General features: G+C 69.2%; 18 protein-coding genes. 12 read left to right on the forward strand and 6 right to left on the reverse strand.

From position 1 onward, the window contains the following. Together ACFV15_RS30280 and ACFV15_RS30285 are read left to right on the forward strand one after the other, a co-directional pair. Positions 1 to 185: tryptophan 2,3-dioxygenase family protein (locus ACFV15_RS30280; RefSeq protein WP_378354470.1), on the forward strand; the 185-nt coding region annotated here is incomplete at its 5' end. Then, on the forward strand, positions 182 to 1381 hold the full coding sequence (locus tag ACFV15_RS30285) for a kynureninase (protein ID WP_378354471.1): 1200 nt from the start codon (positions 182 to 184) through the stop codon (positions 1379 to 1381). The genes ACFV15_RS30280 and ACFV15_RS30285, both read left to right, overlap by 4 nt. A gap of 116 nt (positions 1382 to 1497) precedes the next feature. Here ACFV15_RS30285 and ACFV15_RS30290 read toward each other — a convergent pair whose 3' ends face one another. Next, positions 1498 to 2253, reverse strand: a complete 756-nt coding sequence (locus ACFV15_RS30290; protein WP_378354472.1) for an alpha/beta fold hydrolase — start codon at positions 2251 to 2253, stop codon at positions 1498 to 1500. 81 nt (positions 2254 to 2334) lie between these two features. Between ACFV15_RS30290 and ACFV15_RS30295 the strand changes: the two genes are divergently transcribed. The 3 genes from ACFV15_RS30295 (at position 2335) to ACFV15_RS30305 (ending at position 4751) form a co-directional block, all read left to right on the forward strand. Further along, the gene (locus tag ACFV15_RS30295) at positions 2335 to 2715 is read left to right on the forward strand and encodes a VOC family protein (protein ID WP_378354473.1); all 381 of its coding nucleotides are present in this window, start codon (positions 2335 to 2337) and stop codon (positions 2713 to 2715) included. A 171-nt stretch (positions 2716 to 2886) separates the two neighbouring features. After that, positions 2887 to 3954, forward strand: a complete 1068-nt coding sequence (locus tag ACFV15_RS30300; protein ID WP_378354474.1) for a Glu/Leu/Phe/Val dehydrogenase dimerization domain-containing protein — start codon at positions 2887 to 2889, stop codon at positions 3952 to 3954. Next, positions 3951 to 4751 (forward strand): serine hydrolase, encoded by an 801-nt coding sequence (locus ACFV15_RS30305; RefSeq protein WP_378354475.1) that lies wholly within the window; start codon positions 3951 to 3953, stop codon positions 4749 to 4751. The genes ACFV15_RS30300 and ACFV15_RS30305 overlap by 4 nt, the downstream gene beginning before the upstream one ends. On the opposite strand, the gene ACFV15_RS30310 is transcribed toward ACFV15_RS30305, so the two are convergent. After that, the gene (locus tag ACFV15_RS30310) at positions 4736 to 5683 is read right to left on the reverse strand and encodes a LysR substrate-binding domain-containing protein (protein WP_378354477.1); all 948 of its coding nucleotides are present in this window, start codon (positions 5681 to 5683) and stop codon (positions 4736 to 4738) included. The genes ACFV15_RS30305 and ACFV15_RS30310 overlap by 16 nt on opposite strands. 84 nt (positions 5684 to 5767) lie before the next feature. Between ACFV15_RS30310 and ACFV15_RS30315 the strand changes: the two genes are divergently transcribed. Beyond that, positions 5768 to 6700, forward strand: a complete 933-nt coding sequence (locus ACFV15_RS30315; RefSeq protein WP_378354478.1) for an MBL fold metallo-hydrolase — start codon at positions 5768 to 5770, stop codon at positions 6698 to 6700. Between the two features lie 55 nt (positions 6701 to 6755). Here ACFV15_RS30315 and ACFV15_RS30320 read toward each other — a convergent pair whose 3' ends face one another. Further along, positions 6756 to 6941, reverse strand: a complete 186-nt coding sequence (locus ACFV15_RS30320) for a DUF5302 domain-containing protein (protein ID WP_378354479.1) — start codon at positions 6939 to 6941, stop codon at positions 6756 to 6758. A gap of 146 nt (positions 6942 to 7087) precedes the next feature. On the opposite strand from ACFV15_RS30320, the gene ACFV15_RS30325 reads away from it, so the two are divergent. Continuing rightward, positions 7088 to 7579, forward strand: coding sequence for an SgcJ/EcaC family oxidoreductase (locus ACFV15_RS30325; protein WP_378354481.1), 492 nt, complete (start codon positions 7088 to 7090; stop codon positions 7577 to 7579). A gap of 42 nt (positions 7580 to 7621) precedes the next feature. Here the strand turns inward: ACFV15_RS30325 and ACFV15_RS30330 are convergent, their stop codons facing one another. The 3 genes from ACFV15_RS30330 to ACFV15_RS30340 all read right to left on the reverse strand — a co-directional run bounded on the left by ACFV15_RS30330 (position 7622) and on the right by ACFV15_RS30340 (position 12543). Then, positions 7622 to 10072 (reverse strand): TIM-barrel domain-containing protein, encoded by a 2451-nt coding sequence (locus ACFV15_RS30330; RefSeq protein ID WP_378354482.1) that lies wholly within the window; start codon positions 10070 to 10072, stop codon positions 7622 to 7624. Between the two features lie 10 nt (positions 10073 to 10082). Continuing rightward, positions 10083 to 11462: a glycoside hydrolase family 28 protein gene (locus ACFV15_RS30335; RefSeq protein WP_378354484.1), complete on the reverse strand. Its 1380-nt coding sequence runs from the start codon at positions 11460 to 11462 to the stop codon at positions 10083 to 10085. Between the two features lie 109 nt (positions 11463 to 11571). Then, the gene (locus tag ACFV15_RS30340; protein ID WP_378354486.1) at positions 11572 to 12543 is read right to left on the reverse strand and encodes a winged helix-turn-helix transcriptional regulator; all 972 of its coding nucleotides are present in this window, start codon (positions 12541 to 12543) and stop codon (positions 11572 to 11574) included. 121 nt (positions 12544 to 12664) lie between these two features. Here ACFV15_RS30340 and ACFV15_RS30345 point away from each other — a divergent pair, with 121 nt between their 5' ends. The 5 genes from ACFV15_RS30345 to ACFV15_RS30365 are packed head-to-tail and all read left to right on the forward strand — an operon-like array spanning position 12665 to position 19116. After that, positions 12665 to 14137, forward strand: coding sequence for a carotenoid oxygenase family protein (locus tag ACFV15_RS30345; RefSeq protein ID WP_378354487.1), 1473 nt, complete (start codon positions 12665 to 12667; stop codon positions 14135 to 14137). Continuing rightward, a complete protein-coding gene (locus tag ACFV15_RS30350; RefSeq protein ID WP_378354488.1) occupies positions 14134 to 15756 on the forward strand; it encodes a class I adenylate-forming enzyme family protein in 1623 nt (540 codons plus the stop codon). Before ACFV15_RS30345 ends, ACFV15_RS30350 begins: the two co-directional genes overlap by 4 nt. Beyond that, complete coding sequence (locus ACFV15_RS30355) at positions 15753 to 16970, forward strand: acetyl-CoA acetyltransferase (RefSeq protein ID WP_378354489.1); 1218 nt, start codon at positions 15753 to 15755, stop codon at positions 16968 to 16970. Before ACFV15_RS30350 ends, ACFV15_RS30355 begins: the two co-directional genes overlap by 4 nt. Then, a complete protein-coding gene (locus tag ACFV15_RS30360; protein ID WP_378354490.1) occupies positions 16967 to 18175 on the forward strand; it encodes an acetyl-CoA C-acyltransferase in 1209 nt (402 codons plus the stop codon). Before ACFV15_RS30355 ends, ACFV15_RS30360 begins: the two co-directional genes overlap by 4 nt. Beyond that, a complete protein-coding gene (locus ACFV15_RS30365; protein WP_378354491.1) occupies positions 18172 to 19116 on the forward strand; it encodes an LLM class F420-dependent oxidoreductase in 945 nt (314 codons plus the stop codon). Before ACFV15_RS30360 ends, ACFV15_RS30365 begins: the two co-directional genes overlap by 4 nt. Positions 19117 to 19600 lie beyond the last annotated feature (484 nt).

Genomic DNA, 19600 nt, shown 5'->3' on the forward strand with positions numbered 1-19600 from the left:
TCGCCGAGCATCTCGTCGACTTCGACGAGGGCATGCAGGAATGGCGGTACCGGCACGTCAAGATGGTCGAACGCACCATCGGCGACAAGACGGGCACCGGCGGGTCTTCGGGCGCCGCGTACCTGCGCTCGACCTTGTTCAAGCCGATGTTCGCCGACCTCTGGGCCGTCCGGAGCCACCTGTGACCACTCTCGACGAACTCCGCCGCGAACCCAACGCGCTCGCCGCGCACTACACGAGCTTCCGGGTCGCCGACCGCCTTCTGCTGTCCGGCCATTCCCACCAGGCCTGGCCCGACGTCGCGGCCGAGGGTCTCACCGAAGCCTTCGCGGACGCCGCCGAGGGCGTGGACGGCAAGTGGGACGCCGCCTTCGCCAAGGCCGAGGAGGTCCGCGCCGGCTTCCGCGAGGTGCTCGTCGACCCGCGTGCCCAGCTCGCGCTCGGCGCCAGCACCCACGACCTGGTGGTCCGCCTCCTGTCCTCATGGGACCTTCGCCGCCGTCCCCGCCTGGTGACGACCGACGGCGAGTTCCACACCCTCCGCCGCCAGCTGGCCAGGCTGTCCGAAGAGGGCGTCGAACTCGTCCGCGTGCCCGCGGCCCCGGTGGCGACCCTCGCCGAACGCCTCGCCGACGAGGTCGCCAAGGATCCCGACCGCACCTGCGCCGTGCTCGTCTCGGCGGTGTTGTTCGAGACGTCACGCCTCGTGCCAGGCCTCAGTTTCCTGGCCGAAGCCTGCCGCAACCGGTCCGTCGAGCTCGTCGTCGACGCCTACCACGCGCTCGGCGTGGTGCCGTTCTCCTTGCACGACCTCGGTCTCACCAACGCGTGGGTGCTCGGCGGCGGGTACAAGTACCTCCAGCTGGGCGAGGGCAACTGTTTCCTCAGGCTCCCTGCGCACGCACAGGAACTACGCCCGGTAGTCACCGGCTGGTACGCCGAATTCGGCGCGCTCGCGGACGAACGACGCCCCGGTCTCGTCGCCTACGCCGAGGGCGCCGACCGCTTCGCGGGCGCCACCTATGACCCGACCAGCCACTACCGCGCGGCCAGGGTTTTCCGCTTCTTCGCCGAGCAGGGGCTCACCCCGGAATTCCTCCGGGAGGTGTCGCAGCACCAGGTCGGCTTGCTGGCGGCCGCTTTCGACCGCCTCGACCTTCCGGAGCACGTCGCCACCCGCGACCGCGAAACCCCGCTCGGCAGCATCGGCGGGTTCCTTTCCTTACACTGCAAGGACGCTTCCGGTCTGCAGGCGGCGCTGGCGGAACGCGGCGTCCGCACCGACAGCCGTGGTGAATACCTGCGTTTCGGGCCCGCGCCATACCTTTCCGACACGCAACTCGAGGCCGCCATGGCCGTGCTCGGCGAAGTCACGCGCTAAACCCACTGTGGCGCGCTCGCCTTGGTTGGTCCGCGTGAACGCCACTTTCACAACGGTCAACGTTGCGAAAGTGGCGTTCACGTCGTGCGAGCCGGGGAGGGCGAGCGGGGGCTGGGTCACCAGCCGAAATGGCGGCCGAGCAGCGCGAGTACCGCGCCGGGCGCCTCGGCTTGGGCGTTGTGGCCCACCTTGGGGAGCACGGCGAAGTCCACCCCGAAGTCGCGCAGATGCGTCTCGGGCGACATCGGGTCGTTTTCGCCGGCCGCCAAGAGAATCTGAGCTTTGCTCACCGAGATCAGCCCGTGCATGTCCGGCGCGCCGACGCCGAACGCGAGCGGGTCCAGCGCCGTCCGCCAGCCGTCCGGACCGGACACCAGACCTGGCTCGACGAGCGGGGAGTCGTTGTCCCACAAGCCGTAGAGCCCGGCGACCTTGAGCCAGCGCTCGGCGGCCTCTTCGCGCGAGGCGAACACCCTGGCCGGTTTCGCGGCCACCGCGGCGGCCTTCGCGAGATCCTCCGGGGTCCACTGCACCTTGATCCCGAGCCCGCACACCGCGCGCACCGGCACCCCGAACCAGCCGCTCGCCAGCGTCAGCCCGAGCACGCCGCCCAGCGAATGGCCGAGCACGATCACTTCCGAGTCCGGCAGGGTCGCCGCGACCGCCGCGGCGAGCCCGCCGAACGTGTAGCGCTCAAGTGGCTCGGACCGGCCGTGACCAGGCAGGTCTGGAACGATCCAGCTGCCCTGCCACGTCTCGCGCAGGTGCGTCTCGAAGCCGTTCCAGACCTCACCGGTGGCACCGAGCCCGTGCAGCAACAGGAGAGCCGGACCGGCACCGTTCGTCTCGGTGCGTGTGTAGAGGGTGGTCACCGGACCGATCCTGTCAGTTCGCCTGCCCGCCCGCGAGACCCGAAATGCGTCGGACGGCGGCATCGTGGGTACTGAACAGCCATGTCCACCGTCAAAGTCCGCTACATCGTCAACGACATCGAAGCGGCCGCCGCGTTTTACACGGGCATGCTCGGCTTCGATGTGGAGTTCCAGCCCGGTCCGGGGTTCGCCATCCTGGCCAAAGGCGCGCTCCGCCTGCTGCTCAACACGCCGGGCGGAGGTGGCGGCGCGGGCGAGGCGATGCCGGACGGCCGTGCGCCGGAGCCGGGCGGGTGGAACCGGATCCAGCTCGAGGTCGACGACCTGGAAGCCGTGGTCGCGCGGCTGCGTGGCGCCGGCGCCGGGTTCCGCAACGAGGTCGTGCACGGCAGGGGCGGGAAGCAGATCCTGGTCGAGGATCCCGACGGCAACCCGATCGAGCTGTTCGAGCCCACGCGGTAGTTTCCCGCACCCGAGGTCCCGTTTGGCGTGTCGCGCACCGGCCATCTAGGTTGCTCATCGGAACCGGCGGTCACGGGAACGACCTTCCCGAAACCGCGGGCTCCGAGCCAACCGGAACGAAGCGCGTGCGCCACAAGCCCACGCGCCGGTGTAGACAAAGGAGTCACCACCGTGACCGAAGGTGTGTTCGACAGCGCCCACGAACAAGTGGTTTTCTGCCACGACAGAGCCTCGGGGCTCAAGGCGATCATCGGCCTCTATTCCACCGCACTGGGCCCAGGGCTCGGCGGCACCCGTTTCTACCCTTACGCGTCCGAGGCCGCGGCACTCGCCGACGTGCTCGCACTGTCGAAGGGCATGGCCTACAAGAACGCGCTCGCCGGGCTCGACCTCGGCGGCGGCAAGGCCGTCATCATCGGCGATCCCGCCAAGATCAAGACCGAGGCGCTGCTGCGCGCGTTCGGCCGCTTCGTGCAGTCGCTCGGCGGGCGCTACATCACCGCCTGCGATGTCGGCACCTACGTGCAGGACATGGACATCGTCGCGCGCGAGTCGCGGTTCGTGACCGGACGCTCGCCGGAGGACGGCGGCGCGGGCGACTCGTCCGTGCTCACCGCGTTCGGTGTCTACCAGGGCATGCGTGCCTCGGCCGAGCAGCTGTGGGGCACCCCCGAGCTGGGCGGGCGCCGCGTCGGCGTCGCCGGGGTCGGCAAGGTCGGGCACATCCTCGTCGGGCACCTGGTCGAGGCTGGCGCGCGGGTGGTCATCACCGACGTCTCGCCGAAGGCCATCGAGCGCACGCTCGCCGACTACCCTGGCGTCGAGGTCGTCGCCGACGCCGACGCGCTGATCCGCGAGGACATCGACGTCTTCGCGCCGTGCGCGCTCGGCGGCGCGCTCACCGACGAGACCGTCGCGGTGCTCAAGGCCGAGATCGTCTGCGGTGCGGCGAACAACCAGCTCGCGCACCCCGGCGTCGGCAAGCTGCTCGACGACCGCGGCATCCTGTTCGCGCCGGACTACCTGGTCAACTCCGGTGGCGTCATCCAGGTCAGCGACGAGCTGCACGGCTTCGACTTCGCACGCGCGAAGCGCAAGACCGCCGAGATCTTCGACACCACGAAGGCCGTGTACGCGCTGGCCAAGGCCGACGGCGTGCCGCCGGCGACGGCCGCCGACCGGCTCGCGGAGCGGCGGATGACCGAGGTCGGCAGGCTGCGGTCCATCCTTACCGTGTGATCGGACTCTTCGAAAAGGCGGGCGTGCGGGGTTTCCTGCACGCCCGCCATCTCGGTTCCGCTGCCGAAATGTCGCTCGACGCCGACGCGCCGGTCGTGCTCGCGTCCGTGGTCAAGGTGCCGCTGGTGCTCGAATTCGCCCGCCAGGTCGCGGCCGGGCAGCTCGATCCGGCGGACCGGGTCAGAGCCCGCGCGGCCGACCGGCTCGGCGGCACGGGCATGGCGGGATGCGCCGACGACGTCGAGATGAGCCTGCGTGACGCGGCGCTCGCGGCGTTGTCCGTCAGCGACAACACCGCGGCCGACCTGCTGTTCGACCGGGTCGGCGTCGGCAACGTCCGCTCGCTCATGGCCGAGCTGGGGCTCACCTCGACGCGGATCATCGGCGCGCCGAAGGACGTGCTGCGCACCATCATCGAAGACGCCGGTACTGACGTCCGCGCGCTGGATCCCTTACGCACCACGGCGAGCACGCCACGGGAGATGACCAGGCTGCTCGAGCTCATCTGGCGTGACGAGGCCGGTCCGCCCGAAGCCTGCCGCCGGGTCAGGGACCTGCTCGGGTTCCAGATCAACTGGTACCGGGTCGCGGCCGCGTTCGACGACGAGGTCGGGTACGCGGGCAAGACGGGCACGCTTCCCCAGATCCGCAACGAAATCGGCGTCGCGACCTACCCGGACGGCGAGCAGTACGCGATCGCGGTGTTCACGACCGGCCGGTACACGGGGCGGCGGCCGGACATCGACCGCGCGATCGGCGCCGCGGCGCGGGCCGCCGTCGATCAGCTGCGCGCGTAGAAGGCATCCCAAGGCCTGACACCGGGTTCGGGCTCCGGCAGGACATGGGAGACGCCGTCGCCCTCCAATACTCGAATGGCTATCGAGGACAGGCGTGCCGCCTGCGGATGGGCGCTCGAAGCGGGCCACGCGAACGACATCCGCATGCTCAGCGAGCCTTCGGCGAGTGGCCGCCAGACGACGCCGGGTTCCTTGCGCGCCACCGGTTCGAAGGCGACACCTTGTCCGGCCAGCACCAGACCGAGCACGAACTCGGGGTTGCGCGCGTGGTGCACCTGCGACGGCCGGAAGCCGTGTTCCCAGCAGGTGCGCAGCAAGCTGTCGTAGAGGCCGGGCGCGGTGGCGCGCGGGAAGATCACCAGGCCCTGACCGGCGAGTTCGGCGAGTGCGAGTTCGGCGCGCTTGGCCAGTGGCGAGTCTCGGGGGAGCACGACGCCGAGCGGGGTGTCGACGGCCGCGCCCAGCTCCAGGCCCACGACGTCGATCGGATGCTGCAACAGGCCCGCGTCGAGCTGACGGTCCGAAAGCAGCCGGACCTGCTCGGCGCTGCTGAGTTCCTGCAGGTCCAGCCGCACGCCGGGGCATTCGGCCTGGAACGCGGTCAGTATCGCGGCCAGCGTCCGCCCGGGCAGCTCCGGCGGCACACCCGCGCGCAGCGCGTCGGTCTCGCCGCGATGGGCCTTCGCGACGAGCGTGGTCGTCCGTTCCCAGCGGGCGAGCAGGTCGCGCGCCTCCGCGAGCAGGATCTGCCCGGCTTCGGTCAGTTCGACGTGCCTGCCGCGGTCGAACAGCCGCGCGTCCAGGTCGGCTTCGAGCCGCCGGATGCGCTGGCTCAGCGGCGGCTGGGCGATGCCGAGCCGGTCGGCGGCGCGGCCGAAATGCAGTTCTTCGGCGACCACGAGGAAGTAGCGCAGCGATCGCAAGGTGTCCACGCTGCCATGATATCCGATCACATATCGACATACCGACTCTTTGATCTTGGACAGCCCTACCGCCGCTGTGGTTCCTTCGCCCTCATGAACGAGAAATTCAGCAGGCGGGGACTCTTCGGCGTGAGCGCGGGTGCGGCGGCGGTGCTCGCGGGCGCCCAGGCCGCTTCGGCTGCCCCGCGCAACACCGGGTTCTCCTTGCGCTGGTGGGGAAACAACAGCTGGGAGATCCGGATCGGGGAGAAGCGCGTCCTCATCGACCCGTGGCTCACCCGCTTCAAGACCGGCACCTACAGCCCCAAAGGCGCCGACCCGGAAACCTTGCTCGAGGTGAACAAGAAGCTGATCGACTCCTACGTCGACAGCGGTGAACTGCGCGCCGACCACATCCTGGTCACCCACGGGCACTACGACCACCTGACCGATGTGCCTTACCTGGCCAAGAAAACCGGCGCGACGGTGCTGGGCACGGAGACCCACCTGAGCCTGATGAAGGCGCTCGGCGCGCCGGAAGACCAGCTCGCCGTCGCGAGCGGTGGCGAATACCTGACCTTCGACGGCTACACCATCAGGGTGACGCGCTCCCTGCATTCGGCGGTCGGGCCGCGCGCGCAGGTGCCGTTCCCCGGCTCGCGGCCGCTCTCCTGCCGCGACGTGCCGAGGCGGATCAAGGATCTGGTGGAGGGTGGCACGCTGTCCTACCAGGTCAGCGGTGGTGGACTCAGCGTGCTGAACTTCGGCGGCTCGAACTACGTGGAGTCGGAGCTCGCGGGCCTGCGGCCGGACGTGCTGCTCATGCCGGTCGGCGGCGGGAAGATCTTCGACTACGCGTCACGCCTGCTCAGGACGCTGGGCAACCCGGCATACGTGGTGCCGACGCATTGGGATGACTTCGATTACCCGCTCGACGAGCCCGGCCGGGATTTCGGCGGCCTGACCCCGTTGAGGGAAGCCGTCGCCCAGGCGAGCCCGTCGAGCAAGTTCGTGGTCGTGGACCACTTGCGGACCTTTACTCCCTAGGTCGTGTTTCTCGGATCGGGCACGCGATAGCCGCACCAGAGCCGAGGAACACGACCTAGCCGCTCTTACGCCGGAAGGTGCGCTTGTTGGCCGCGGGGCCGTGGGCGTGCTGGTTCTTGCCGCCCCCGTCCGCGTGGGCCGAGCCGGAGCGGGCCTTCGCGTGCTTGCGTTCGAGCGCTTCCTTGAACCTGCGCTTGACGTCGTCCTCTCCGTCGTTTTCCGACGGCGTGGGTTCAGACATGGCTACCTCCGAGGTGACGACGTGGATCACGTCCAGCCTTCCAGTTGTGGCCGCCGATAGCGAGTCGATTTCGACGTGTGTCACCTCAATGCGTAGCTGTGCTATATGTAGAGAGGCTACTTATTCGGCGAACAGGGGAGCGCGCGATGAGGCAACTACTGCTGGTGGGGATGGTCGTGCTGGTCGCGGCGACGGGGATCGTGACGGCCTCGGCGGCCGCGGAACCGGCCGGGCACGGTGACCAGGCGGCCTTCGACCGGGTGCGTGACGCCCAGATCGCCGCGTGGGCGAAGGGGGACGGCGTCGCGTTCGCCGCGACTTTCACCGCCGACGCGGACCTGGTCACCTTCAACGGCGACTACCTGAAGACCCGCGAAGGCATCGCGAAGGGGATGCAGTACTACTTCGACCACTTCATCAAGGGGTCGCGGATCAAGCCGCTGTCCGAGCACGTCCGCTACCTCGAGCCGGACGCGGCGATCATCGTCAGGCAGACCTGCCTGCTCAGCCCCGGCGAGTCCGAATGCCGCGACGGCTCGCTGTCGGTGAACACGAACGTGCTGGTCAAGCAGCGCGGGCACTGGCTGCAGGCCTCGTTCCAGAACACCAGGGTGGTGCCGCTGCCCACTGGGTCGTGAGTGTTCCAGCCGGTTCTAACCGGCGGGCACACTCACGACCTCCTACCTGGGCAAATACACGGTCACCGTCGAAAACCCATGCCTGGGCCGCAGCTTCACCGCCAGCCCGGGGAACTCGCCGGTGGTCATGGTCCAGCCGGTCGGCTTGGCGCGGAGCTGGTCGATGGCCGACTGATCGGCGGGCCTGCCGTCGATCAGCACCCGCGCGCCCGCCGGGACGGACGGGATCAGCAGTTCCGTCTCGGCCGGTGCGCCGGTGACCGTCATGGTCAGCGTCCTGCCGAACCGCCAGGTGGTGAGCTTGCCGCCGGACGGGCTGTCCACGCGGGCCGAGGCGTCCGGCGAGACCAGCCAGCCGGCGCGGTCCTTGCGGTCGAGGTCGTTGAGACCCCAGGCCTTCTCGAAAAGCTCCGGGCTCCGGAAGTTGAACGCCACCGCCGAACCCGCGCGCAGGTACAGCGGGAAGTCGTCCAAAGTGGACTCGCGCACCACGTGCCTGCCGCCGTCGACCACCTTGCCCGCGTACAGGTCGATCCACTGGCCTGGCGGCAGGTAGACGTCGACCGGAGTGGGCAGGCCCGCGGCGCCGTCGGCCTCCGCGCGGTCCGCGGTGACCGGCGCGGCGAGCAGGTCCGGGCCGATCATGAACTGCTGGTCGGCCTTCCAGGCCTCCTCGTCGCCGGGATACTGGAAGCCCATCGGGCGGTTGATCGGCGTGCCCGCCCGCGAGGCGCGTTTCGCCTCTTCGTAAAGGTAGGGGAACAGCTCGTAGTGCAGGATCGTCGACTTGCGGAAGCGGTCGACCGTGGCCGGGTCGTACACCCACGGCGTCGCGTTGCGGCCGGGCCCGCCGACCTCGAAAACCGGTGAGACCGCGGACAGCTGCGCCCAGCGGGTGAACAGCGTCGGGCTCGGCGAGTCGCTCGCGACCTTGCGGTAGCCGCCGGTGTCGGAGCCCTGCACCGGGTGCCCGGCGCCCCACGAGTTGATCGCGCGGCGGGTGGTCAGGCGCAGGCCGTCGAAGCTCATGTCGGCGTCCGCCTGCCAGAAACCACGCAGCACGGTCGACATCCCGGGATAGCCGGACCGGAACAGCATCGTGTAGTCGTCGCCGTGGACGTTGCGCAGCGCGTTGGCCACCGTCTCGGCGTAAAGCCGCGGATACCTGTTGTGCACCAACGTTCCCGGCCCGCCCTGGAAGGTGGACAGCTCCAGGTCGTCCTCGTCGCCGCGGTCACCCTTGACGAAGTCGACGCCCATCCGGAAGACGCTCTCCAATTTGGACTGGTAGTGCGCGCGGGCGACCGGGTTGGTCAGGTCGATGTCCCAGTTGTTCTTGTCCGACACCACGAAGGAACCCTCGGGGTAGTCGTGCGGGCACACCTTGCCGCCCGCCGTCTTGGCGAGGAACGGCGCCACCCACACTCCCAAGTGGACACCGTGCGCGTGCAGGGTGTCGATCATGCCCTTCGGATCGGGGAACTGGCGGCTGTCGAACTTCAGCGCGCCGATGCAGGCCGTGCCGACCGGGGTGCCTTCCGGGCCCTGCTCCCACGGGTTGTCGATCCAGATCGTGTCGAGCGGGACGCCGGCCTTCTGCAGCTCGACCATGTCCTCGATGACCTCGTCCTGGCTGAGGATCTTGTCACGCCACTTGATCGACGCGAACTGGCGCGCCGGCGGCAGCACGGGCAGGCCGGCCTTCGCGAAGTACTGCGCGCTCACGTGTTCGGGGTTGCCCGCGTAGATCTCATACGCGAGCTTGTTGTCCTTGAAGCATAACTGGGTGCGGTCGGGCACGCCGAGCGTGACCGGGCACAGCGGCGGGGTGGTGTCGCAGGTCAGGAACGGTTCCGCCGCGCCGGGGAAGGCGATCCGGCCGGTCGCGGTGGTGTCCGGGTAGACGCCGTAGCCTTGCGAGCTCAGGAAGAACGGGCTCGCCGCGCCGCTCTGGTTGCACTTGCCGAGCGTCGACGCGCCGGTGAACATCGTCTTGTTGAAGACGACTTTGCCTTTGAGGTCAACGAAAAGCGAGGACGCGCCGCCGCCGAGAAAGTGTTCGGTGGTGTTACCGGTCAGCGCCTCGTAGACCTGGGTGACGCCGGTGTCGGGCGTGAGCGTCCAGGCGACACGCAGGCCGCGCGGCGTGCGGGTGACGTCGACCTGCGCGGTGCGGGCGGCTTCGTCGGTGGCGACCTGGTAGCGGGTGCCGCCGGGAATCCGTTGCTCCGCAAGCAGATCCGTGGCGCGATGGGTGGTGCCGTCGGCCAGCAGGTAGGACAGCCGGTTGCCGGGGCCGGTCGCGGTGCCGGGTGCCTGGCTGATGAGCGGCTTGTGGTGCTGGGTGAAACTGAGCTGGAACGGGGCTTTCGCGGCGGACCACGCGAAGCCGCCGTGGGTCGCTTCCGGGGCCGCTGCCGAGGTCGTCGCGGTCAGCCCGCCGGCGGCGGGCAGCGTGATGAGTCCCGCGACCAGTGTTCTGTGCAGGCGCATTCCGGTCCTTTCAGGCGGGCTGGCCGTTGATGGTGCTGTTGCGGAACGTCAGGTCGTCGGTGTTCGTGATCGCGTTCGGCGAGGTGATGTTCGTGAACGTGCTGTTGGTGATCCGGACCTTGCCGATGTGCGCGTCCGGCAGCCCGGTGAAGCTCGCGGCGATCTTGCCGCCGTCGATCTTCATGCCGTCCACCGTGATGTCGCGGATGGCCGGGTTGACGCCCGCGGTGCCGCCGCCGTTGTAGAGCATGCTGACGAAGAGGACTTCGCGTTCAACGCCGGTGCCGTGGATGTTCCGCAGATGGATGCCGTCGATCACGCCGCCGCGGTCGGTGTTCGTCTTGACGTAGAGCGCGTGCTTGATCGGATAGCGGCCCGGGAAGTCGGGCGCGTTGATCTCGCAGTCGCGGGCGAAGATGTCGTACGCGCCGCCGGACATCTCGCTCCCGACGGTCACCCCGCCCCAGCGCCCCGAGAACTTGCACCGCTCGACCACGACGTCGCGCGTCGGGATGCCGACCCGGCGGCCGTCGACGTCACGCCCGGACTTGATCACCACGCAGTCGTCGTTGGTGTCCATCCGGCAGCCGACGATGTGCGCGTACCGCGTCGAGTCGAGGTCGACGCCGTCGCCCTGGCTGTTGGTGGTGTGGAAGGTGACGTTCTCGACGGTGACGTTGTGGCAGAACACCGGGTGCAGCGACCACATCGGCGGATTCTTGATTTCGATCCCGCTGATCAGGATGTTGCGCGAGTTGTACAGCCCGATGAAACTCGGCCGGATCTTGTGGCCATCGCCGAACACCCGCTGCTCGACGGGCACGCCGTCGTTGCCCATCTTGCGCAGCAACGCGGTGTCGGCGTTGTTGCTGCCGAAGCTCGGCCACGGCCCCTGCGGCCCGCGGCCGTCGAGCGTGCCCTGGCCGGTGATCGCGATGTCGCAGGCGCCGTCGGCATGGATGAACGGCCGGTAGTTGTAGCAGAGCGTGCCTTCGTAGCGGACCTGGACGACGGGCAGGTAGTCGGCGGGCTCGGTGCTGAACGTGACGGTCGAACCCGCTTCGAGGTGCAGGTCGACATTGCTGAGCAGTTCGACCGGCCCGGTGAGGAAGACGCCCGCCGGCACGACCACCCGGCCGCCGCCCGCGCGATGGCACGCGGTGATCGCTCTTCGGAAGGCTTCGGTGTTCTTGGTGACCCCGCCTTCGACCGCGCCGAACTTGGTGATGTCGAAGGTCCGGCGGGGGAACCGTGGCGGCCGGATCCTGGCGAGCAGCCAAGGCACCTTGTGCCACGGATCGAAGATCGAGGCTTCGGCGGTCTGACCGGCGAACGGCAGCGCCGCGAGCGCGGCGGTCCCGGCGAGGAAAGCCCGGCGTGAGGGATTCACGAGTCGCTCCCAACTGCGGTGGCGGAAGGACAACCCGGACATAGTATCTGGTATATGATGTGTGTCCAGGGTCGTGAGTGGTACGGCCGGTTCTAACCGGCCAAAACGCTCACGACCCCAGTGCTCGGGTGGGCGAGGGCACCTGGCCCGACCACTGCACGGCGTCGCGGGCCAGTTCGTGGCCGCAGTGCTCGCACATCAAAATCGGCCGCAGCTGCTCACCGCAGTCGACGTGGGTGAGGGTGATGTCCGGCTCCTGGCCGGGCACCTCGAACTGCCGCGACCACTCCGCGATGAAGGCCAGCGCAGGGAAGAACGCGAGCCCTTTCGCGGTGAGCCGGTACGCGCGCGCGTCGGTGCGCGTGCTGGCCGTCTCCGTGCGCAGGACGTCGAGTTCGACCAGGCGGGTGAGCCGGTCGGACAGCACGCTCGGGCCGATGCCGAGTTCGCGCTCGAACTCCGAGAAGTGCCGCGCGCCAAGCAATGCGGAGACCACGATGCCGGTCGACCAGCGGTCGCCGAGTAGCTCCATGGTGTCGGGGAAGAACAACAGCGGGTCGCCTGCCAGCGCTTCGGCGTCTTTGCGGCGGAAGCGTTTGGACGCGGTCGCGGCCGCGACGCCGGTCGAGTCGAGGCGGCGGGCCGTGACGTCGCGGGCGTCGACGCGGCGGACGCAGTGGGCGCAGCCGAGCGGGGCTGCTGTAGCCAGCCCGCAGCCGATGTGGATCAGCGTCGGCAGCACTTCGCGGCGGCCGTCGACCCACTGGCGTTCCCATGACCAGATGGAGACCAGCAGCGGCCAGAGTTCCAGACCGCGCTCGGTGAGCCGGTATTCGTGGCGGGTGCGGCGTGCGTCGCGGTAGGGGGTGCGGACCAGCACGCCGGCTTCGACCAGGTCGCGCAGGCGCCCGGACAACGCGGTGGGGGAGATGCCGAGCCGCAGGCGCAGTTCCTCGTAGCGCCGGAAGCGGAAGAAAAGACTCTGCAGGATGAGCAGCGTCCACTGGTCGCCGAGCAGTTCGAGCGCGCGGCGGAGTGGGTCGCCCGCAGGCCGGACGCGGCGCGCTGGTGCTTCTGTCACCGGGGTCCCCTCTGGGTCGTAGCGCGTTCAGCGTACATCCTGGCTACAACAACGGGAGCCTATTGACTACTGGGTACAGAAATCATAGTGTCGGAGCACGCCACGTCGAGGGAGATCCGCGATGACCAGCACCTCCGAACAGCCGATCATGGTGGCTCGGACGAGCGACGACGAAGCCAATCCCTACCTGCTCGGCGTCTACGCCCCGGTCGACACCGAGATCGACGCGGAGGATCTGCGGGTCATCGGCAAGATCCCCGCCGATCTCAACGGCGTGTACCTGCGCAACGGGCCGAATCCGCGGTTCCAGCCCGAAGGCCGCTATCACTGGTTCGACGGCGATGGCATGGTCCACGCCGTCCACCTCGAGAACGGCAAGGCCCGCTATCGCAACCGCTGGGTCCGCACCAAGGCCTTCGAAGCCGAGTCCGAGGCGGGCAAGGGCCTCTGGAAAGGCGTGATGGAGAGTCCCAAGGACAATCCGTTCGGCAACCACCACGGCCTCGGGCTCAAGGACAACGCCAACACCGACCTCGTCTTCCACCGCGGCAAGGTGCTCGCGACCTGGTACATGTGCGGCTCGCCGTATTCGATCGACCCGCTCTCGCTGGAAACCCTTGGCGCGGAAGACTTCCTCGGCACGCTGGTCGGCGACATGATGGCGCACCCGAAGGTGGACGAGCGCACCGGCGAGATGTTCTGGTTCGACTACGGCCCCCGGCCGCCCTACCTGCGCTACGGCGTCGTCAGCGCGGACGGCAAGGTCGCCGGCACCACCGAGATCGAGCTGCCCGGCCCGCGCCTGCCGCATGACATGGCGATCACCGAGAACTTCGCGATCCTGATGGACCTTCCGCTCGTCCAGGACCTCGAGGCCGCCAAAGCGGGCCGTCACAAGCTGAAGTTCGACCGTTCGATGCCGTCGCGCTTCGGTGTGCTGCCGCGCTACGGGACCGGCGACCAGATCCGCTGGTTCGAGGCCAGTCCCTGCTACATCTACCACGTGGTCAACGCCTGGGAGCAGGGCGAAGAGATCATCATGGACGTCTGCCGTGTCTCGCGCCCGCAGCCGCGCGCCGACGCGCACACCCCGCTCGCCAAGATGCTTTCGTACCTGCGGTTGGACGCTTCGCTCCACCGCTACCGCTTCAACCTGCGTACGGGTCTGTGCGCGGAGTCGCAGCTCGACGACGACAACACGGAGTTCCCGACCGTCGACGCCCGTGCCGTCGGCCACCGCAACCGCTACGCCTACAACGTCCACATCTCGCCGGAGTCGACGCTGCTCTTCGACGGCCTGGTGCGGTACGACACCGTGACCGGCGCCAAGACCGAGCACCTCTTCGGTGCGGGCCGGTGGGGCAGTGAGGCCCCGTTCGCGCCACGCGACGGGGCGGCCGAAGGCGACGACGCCGACGGCTACCTGGTGACGTTCGTGCAGGACGAGCGTGAGGGACGCTCGGAGCTGGACATCTTCGACGCCGCCGATCTCGCCGCCGGGCCCGTGGCCAGGGTCCTGCTGCCCCAGCGGGTTCCGCTCGGTTTTCACGCGACCTGGGTTCGGGCGGACCAGCTGGATAACCTCACCAGATGAGATGCCATCCGGAAGATCGGGTAACGGAGTACCGGGCGCGCGGATGGTGGAGCGCCGACACGATCGACGGGTTGTTCAGGGCCAGGGCCGGCGAAGCCCCGGCCAGGCTCGCGCTCGTCGATCCGCCGAACGCCGCCGATCCGGTGCGGTGGACCTGGCGTGATCTCGATGACCAAGTGGACGTGCTGGCCTCGGCCCTGCTCGCCAAAGGGGTGCGGGCAGGGGACGTGGTCGCCGTCCAGCTGCCGAACTCGGCGGCGCTGGTGCGCGCGCTGCTCGCGATCGTCAGGATCGGCGCGATCGTGACCCCGTTCCCGGTGTCGTACCGGGACCACGAGATCGGCCCGATGTGCCGCCGCACCGGCGCGGCCGGCCTGATCACCTCCGAAGCGCTGGCCGATCAGGCGTCGCGGGCCTGTGCCGATGTGCCGTCCGTGCGGTTCGTCCTCACCAGGGTGGAGGACGAGCCGTCCGGTCCGGTGCCGGTCCACGAGGCGGACGTCAACGACTGCGTGACGATCTGCTGGACCTCCGGGACCGAGGCCGAACCCAAGGCGGTGCCCCGCTGTCACGGCGACTGGCTCGCCATCGCGGAAGGAACCCGGTTCGCGGCCGGGCTTTCCGCTGACGACGTGCTGCTTTCGCCGTTCCCGCTGACCAACATGGCGGGCATCGGCGGCATGCTGCTGCCGTGGCTGATGGCAGGCGGCGTCTTCGTCCCGCATCAGCCGTTCGACCTGGCGGTGTTCCTCCAGCAGATCGCCGAGGAGCGCGCGACGTACACCGTCGCCCCGCCCGCGCTGCTGACCATGCTGCTGCACAACGAAAAGATCCTGTCCACAGTGGACATCTCGTCGCTGCGGCAGATCGGCTCCGGCTCGGCGCCGCTGAGCCCGTGGATGGTGCGGACCTGGTCGGAGCGGCACGGCATCGACATCATCAACTTCTTCGGCTCCAACGAGGGCATCCCGCTGATCTCCGACCCGCGCGACATCCCGGATCCCGAGCAGCGCGCGTCCTACTTCCCGCACTACGCCTCGGAAGTCCGCTGGTCGACGCCGGTCGCGGACCGGACATCGGTGCGCCTGCACGATGTCGTCACGGGGGAGCGGGTCACCGAGCCCGGCATCCCCGGCGAGCTCCGCCTGGCAGGCCCGACCGTGTTCGCGGGCTACCTGACCGACGGACCCGGACTGGACCAGTCCGCCTTCGACGAGGACGGCTATTACCGCACCGGCGACGTCTTCGAGATCGACGGCGAGCGCCACGAGTTCCTCAAACATGTCGACCGGGTCAAAGATCTGGTGATCCGCGGCGGGATGAACATCTCGCCCGCCGAGGTCGAAGGACTGCTCGCGGCGCACCCGGACGTGGCCGACGTCGCGATCATCGGCGTGCCGGACGAGGTACTCGGCGAACGCGCCTGCGCCGTTGTCGTGGCCGGACAACGCAGGCCAGACCTCGCCGAACTCGTAGAATTCCTGCGGGAGAGTCGGATAGCGTCATTCAAGCTGCCGGAACGGCTGGAGTTCGTCGACGAGCTCCCGCGCAATCCCGTCGGCAAGATCTTGAAACGCCGGCTGCGAGAGCGTTTCCCGCCAGAGGGAGTGACCTCATGACCGTCTTCGTCCTCGGTGGCGCGCAGACCGATTTCGCGCGGAACTTCACCAAAGAGGGCCGGGGACTGCTCGAGATGTTCAGCGAGGTGGTCCCGTCGGCGCTGATCAACGCCGACGTCGACCCGTCGCAGGTCGGCGTCGCGCATGTCGGCAACCTCGCGGCGGAGCTGTTCACCGGGCAGGCACAGCTGGGCGGGCTGCTGGTCGCGGCGGTGCCGGGCCTCGACGGGGTCGCGAGCACGAGACATGAGGCGGCCTGCGCGTCCGGCAGCACCGCGGTGCTCGCCGCCTGCGCCGATCTCGAATCCGGGCGCTACGACCTCGCGCTCGTCGTCGGCGTCGAACTGATGCGCAACACCGATGGCCAGACGGCGGCGGAGCATCTCGGCTCCGCGGCGTGGGCAGGACACGAGGCGCTGGAAGCCAAATTCCCTTGGCCCGCCTTGTTCGCCGACGTCGCCGAGACCTATGACGAGCGCTACGGGCTCGACCACGCGCATCTCGGCGCGTTCGCGGAGCACGCCTTCCGCAACGCCGCGCGCAACCCGCTCGCGCAGTCCCGCGCATGGTCGTTCCCCGCCGGATCGTTCGGCCTCGACGACGCGCTGAACCCCGTCGTCGAAGGCATGCTGCGCAAGAACGACTGCGGCCGGATCACCGACGGAGCGGCCGCCGTCCTGCTGGCATCCCCGGCCTTCGCCGCCGAGTGGGCACGGCGGCACGGCCGGGACCTCGACGACATCGCGGTGATCAGCGGGTTCGGCCACCGCACCGCGCACCTCGGCCTGACCGGGAAACTGGAGCGCGCCGCCGACGCCGACTACCTGTTCCCGCAGCTGCGCGGCGCCGTGACCGACGCGTACAGGCGCGCGGGCGTCGCCGGACCGGAAGCGCTCGATCTCGTCGAGCTGCACGACTGCTTCACCATCACCGGCCTGGTCGCGCTGGAGCACCTCGGCGCGGCGAAACCCGGCAAGGGCGGCCAGTTCATCGCGGACGGCGGGCTCACCGGTCCGCTGCCGATCAACCCGAGCGGCGGGCTGATCGGGCTCGGCCATCCGGTCGGCGCGACCGGGGTGCGCATGCTGCACGACGCCGCAAGGCAGGTCACCGGCGCCGCGGGGGAGACCCAGGTCGACGGCGCGCGGACGGCGCTCACGCTGAACGTCGGCGGCTCGTTCACCACGGTCGTCACGCTGGTCGTCAGCCGATGACCGAGGTGTACGTACTGGCGACCGCCCGGTCGCCGCGCGGCAAGGCCTCGAGCAGCGGCGCGTTGTCAGGGGTCACGCCGTTGTCCTTGGTCGAGCAGGTGATGAACGCGCTCGTCACGCGTGCCGGGATCACGCCCGAGTCGGTCGATCAGGTCATCTTGGGCTGCGCCTCGCAGGCAGGCGAACAGGGCGGCAACATCGCGCGGACCGCCGTGCTCGACGCGGGCTGGCCGCCGAGCGTGCCTGGCATGACGGTCAACCGGTTCTGCTCGTCCGGCCTGGACGCGATCGCGGTCGGCGCCGGGATGATCCGGTCAGGCGAGGCCGAGGTGGTGCTGGCTGGCGGCGTCGAGTCCGTGTCGCGGGTGCCGATGTTCACCGACGGCGGTCCACTGTGGACCGATTCGTCGGTGGTCGCCAGGATCGGCTCCGTCCACATGGGTATCGCGGCGGACACCGTCGCCACCGAACTCGGCTACACCAGGGAGGAACTGGACGCGTACGGCGTCCGCACGCAGCAGCTCGCCGCCGCCGCGTGGAAGGACGGCCGGTTCGACGCTTCACTGGTGCCGATCACCGACGACTCGGGCGAGGTCGCGCTCGCGCACGACGAGCACGTCCGGCCAGGCACGACCGCCGAAGCGCTGGCGGGCCTGCCGCCCGCGTTCGCCGAACTCGGTGCCACCGGCCAGGATGGCTTGGTACTGAGGCATTTGCGGGAACTCGACATGATCCGCCATCTGCACACGCGCGGCACCTCGCCCTCGGTCGCCGACGGCGCGGGCCTCGTGCTGATCGGCTCGGCCGCCGCCGCGCGGAGGCTGGGTCTCGCGCCCCGCGCGCTGCTCAAAGGCTCGATGAGCGCGGGCAGTGACCCGATCCGGATGCTGCTTTCCGGGCAGGACGCGACCGTGCGGGTGCTGGAGCGGTTCGGCCTCACACCGTCCGATGTGGACGTGATGGAGTTCGCGGAGGCGTTCGCCGCGCTGTGCGTCAAGATCCAGCGGGAACTAGGATTCGCGGAGGAAGTGTTCAACCCCAACGGCGGCACCATCGCGATGGGCCACAGTTTCGGCGCGACCGGGGCGATTCTGCTCACCGGGTGCGTCGACGAGCTGGACCGGCGCCAAGGCCGGTACGGCGTGGTGGCCATCAGCGGCGCGGCCGGGTCGGGGACGGCGATGCTGGTGGAGCGTGTGGCGTGAAGTACGCGGTGACCTTGGGGCTGTGGCAGGACCGGGCCCCCGAGGAGGCCTTGGCGACCGCCCGTGCGGCCGAGGCCGCGGGCTATGACGAGCTGTGGATCGGCGAGATGGCCACCTGGGACGTCTTCGCGCTGGCGACCGCGATCGGCACGGCCGCCCCGAAACTCGACCTCACCCTCGGTCCGTTGCCGGTGACCGTGCGGGACCCGACGATGATCGCGATGGGCACCGCCTCCGTCGCGGCACTGACCGGCCGCCGCGTCGACGTCGCGCTGGGCACCTCCAGCGACGTGGTCGTCCGCGACTGGCACGGCCGGTCCCGTCGCGGTTCGAGTGCCGCGCTCGGCGAGTCGGCGCAGGTCGTGCGCGAGCTGTTGGACGGCAAGAAAGCGGCTTCGGGCTATCGGCTTCGCTTGGCGCCACCCCGCTCGACCGTGACCATCGCGGCGTTCGGCCCCGCCGCCGTCGAAGCGGCCGCCGCCCACGCCGACCGCATGGTGGTCAACCTGGTCAGTCCGGCGATGGCGGGCCGTCTCGTCGAAGACCTCCGCGAAGCGGCGCGCCGCTTGGGAAAGCCGCCGCCGCGCGTGGCCGCTTGGGTGGTTGGTGCGCTGAACCCCAAGCCCGCCGCGCTGGACCAGCTCCGCCGAGGCATCGTCGGCTACCTCGCCGCACCCGGCTACTCGGACATGTTCCGCGCCGAAGGCTTCGGCGCACTGGTGGACTTCGCGTTGACCCGCCCGCATCCGCGTGAACTGCTCGAAGTCATCGACGTCTCGCTGATCCAGGCGATCGGCCTGGTCGGCGACCTCGCTCACGTCCGCGACCAGGCCGCCGCCTACGCCGAGGCCGGCGTCGACGAGATCGCCATCGTCCCGGCCTGCACCGACGACGACCCTGGCGGCGCGCTCACTCTCCGTGGTCTGCGCGATCTGGCTTAAGGATCCCGCAGCGTCCAGATGACCACAGATGTACCGTCCAGATGACCACCGAAGTAGCGTCCAGATGACCGTTGATCTTGTTGTTATATGGCGGAAGGGCGAAGGCGGCGGGTTCGGTTCACTGACGCGCGAAACCCGAGTTCAGGCCGTTCAATGGCCCAAAATCGGGTCTGATGAAGATCAACCTGCCTCGGCGTCCCCGATGGCGTCCAGTAAACCTCCACAAAGGACTCAAACTGGCGATTTTTGCCCCATATTGTCGCTTTTACGCGTGTTCTGAGGCTGGCTAGATGGGAATGAACGGGGCTTATGTGTCGCTCAGCGTTGTGAACGTGGCGTTCATGCCTTCAGCGGACGCGCCGCGCTAGGAAAAGCCCGAAAGTGGCTTTCGGCAGCTTTATCACTACAATACGACCATTAGGGGGTGGGCGCCCCGGGCAAGGTATTGGCGAGCGGCAGTAGGCCCCGCTACCCCCCCATGAAA

The sequence above is a fragment of the Amycolatopsis sp. NPDC059657 genome (assembly GCF_042734395.1).
In the GTDB taxonomy this organism is placed as follows: Bacteria; Actinomycetota; Actinomycetes; order Mycobacteriales; family Pseudonocardiaceae; genus Amycolatopsis.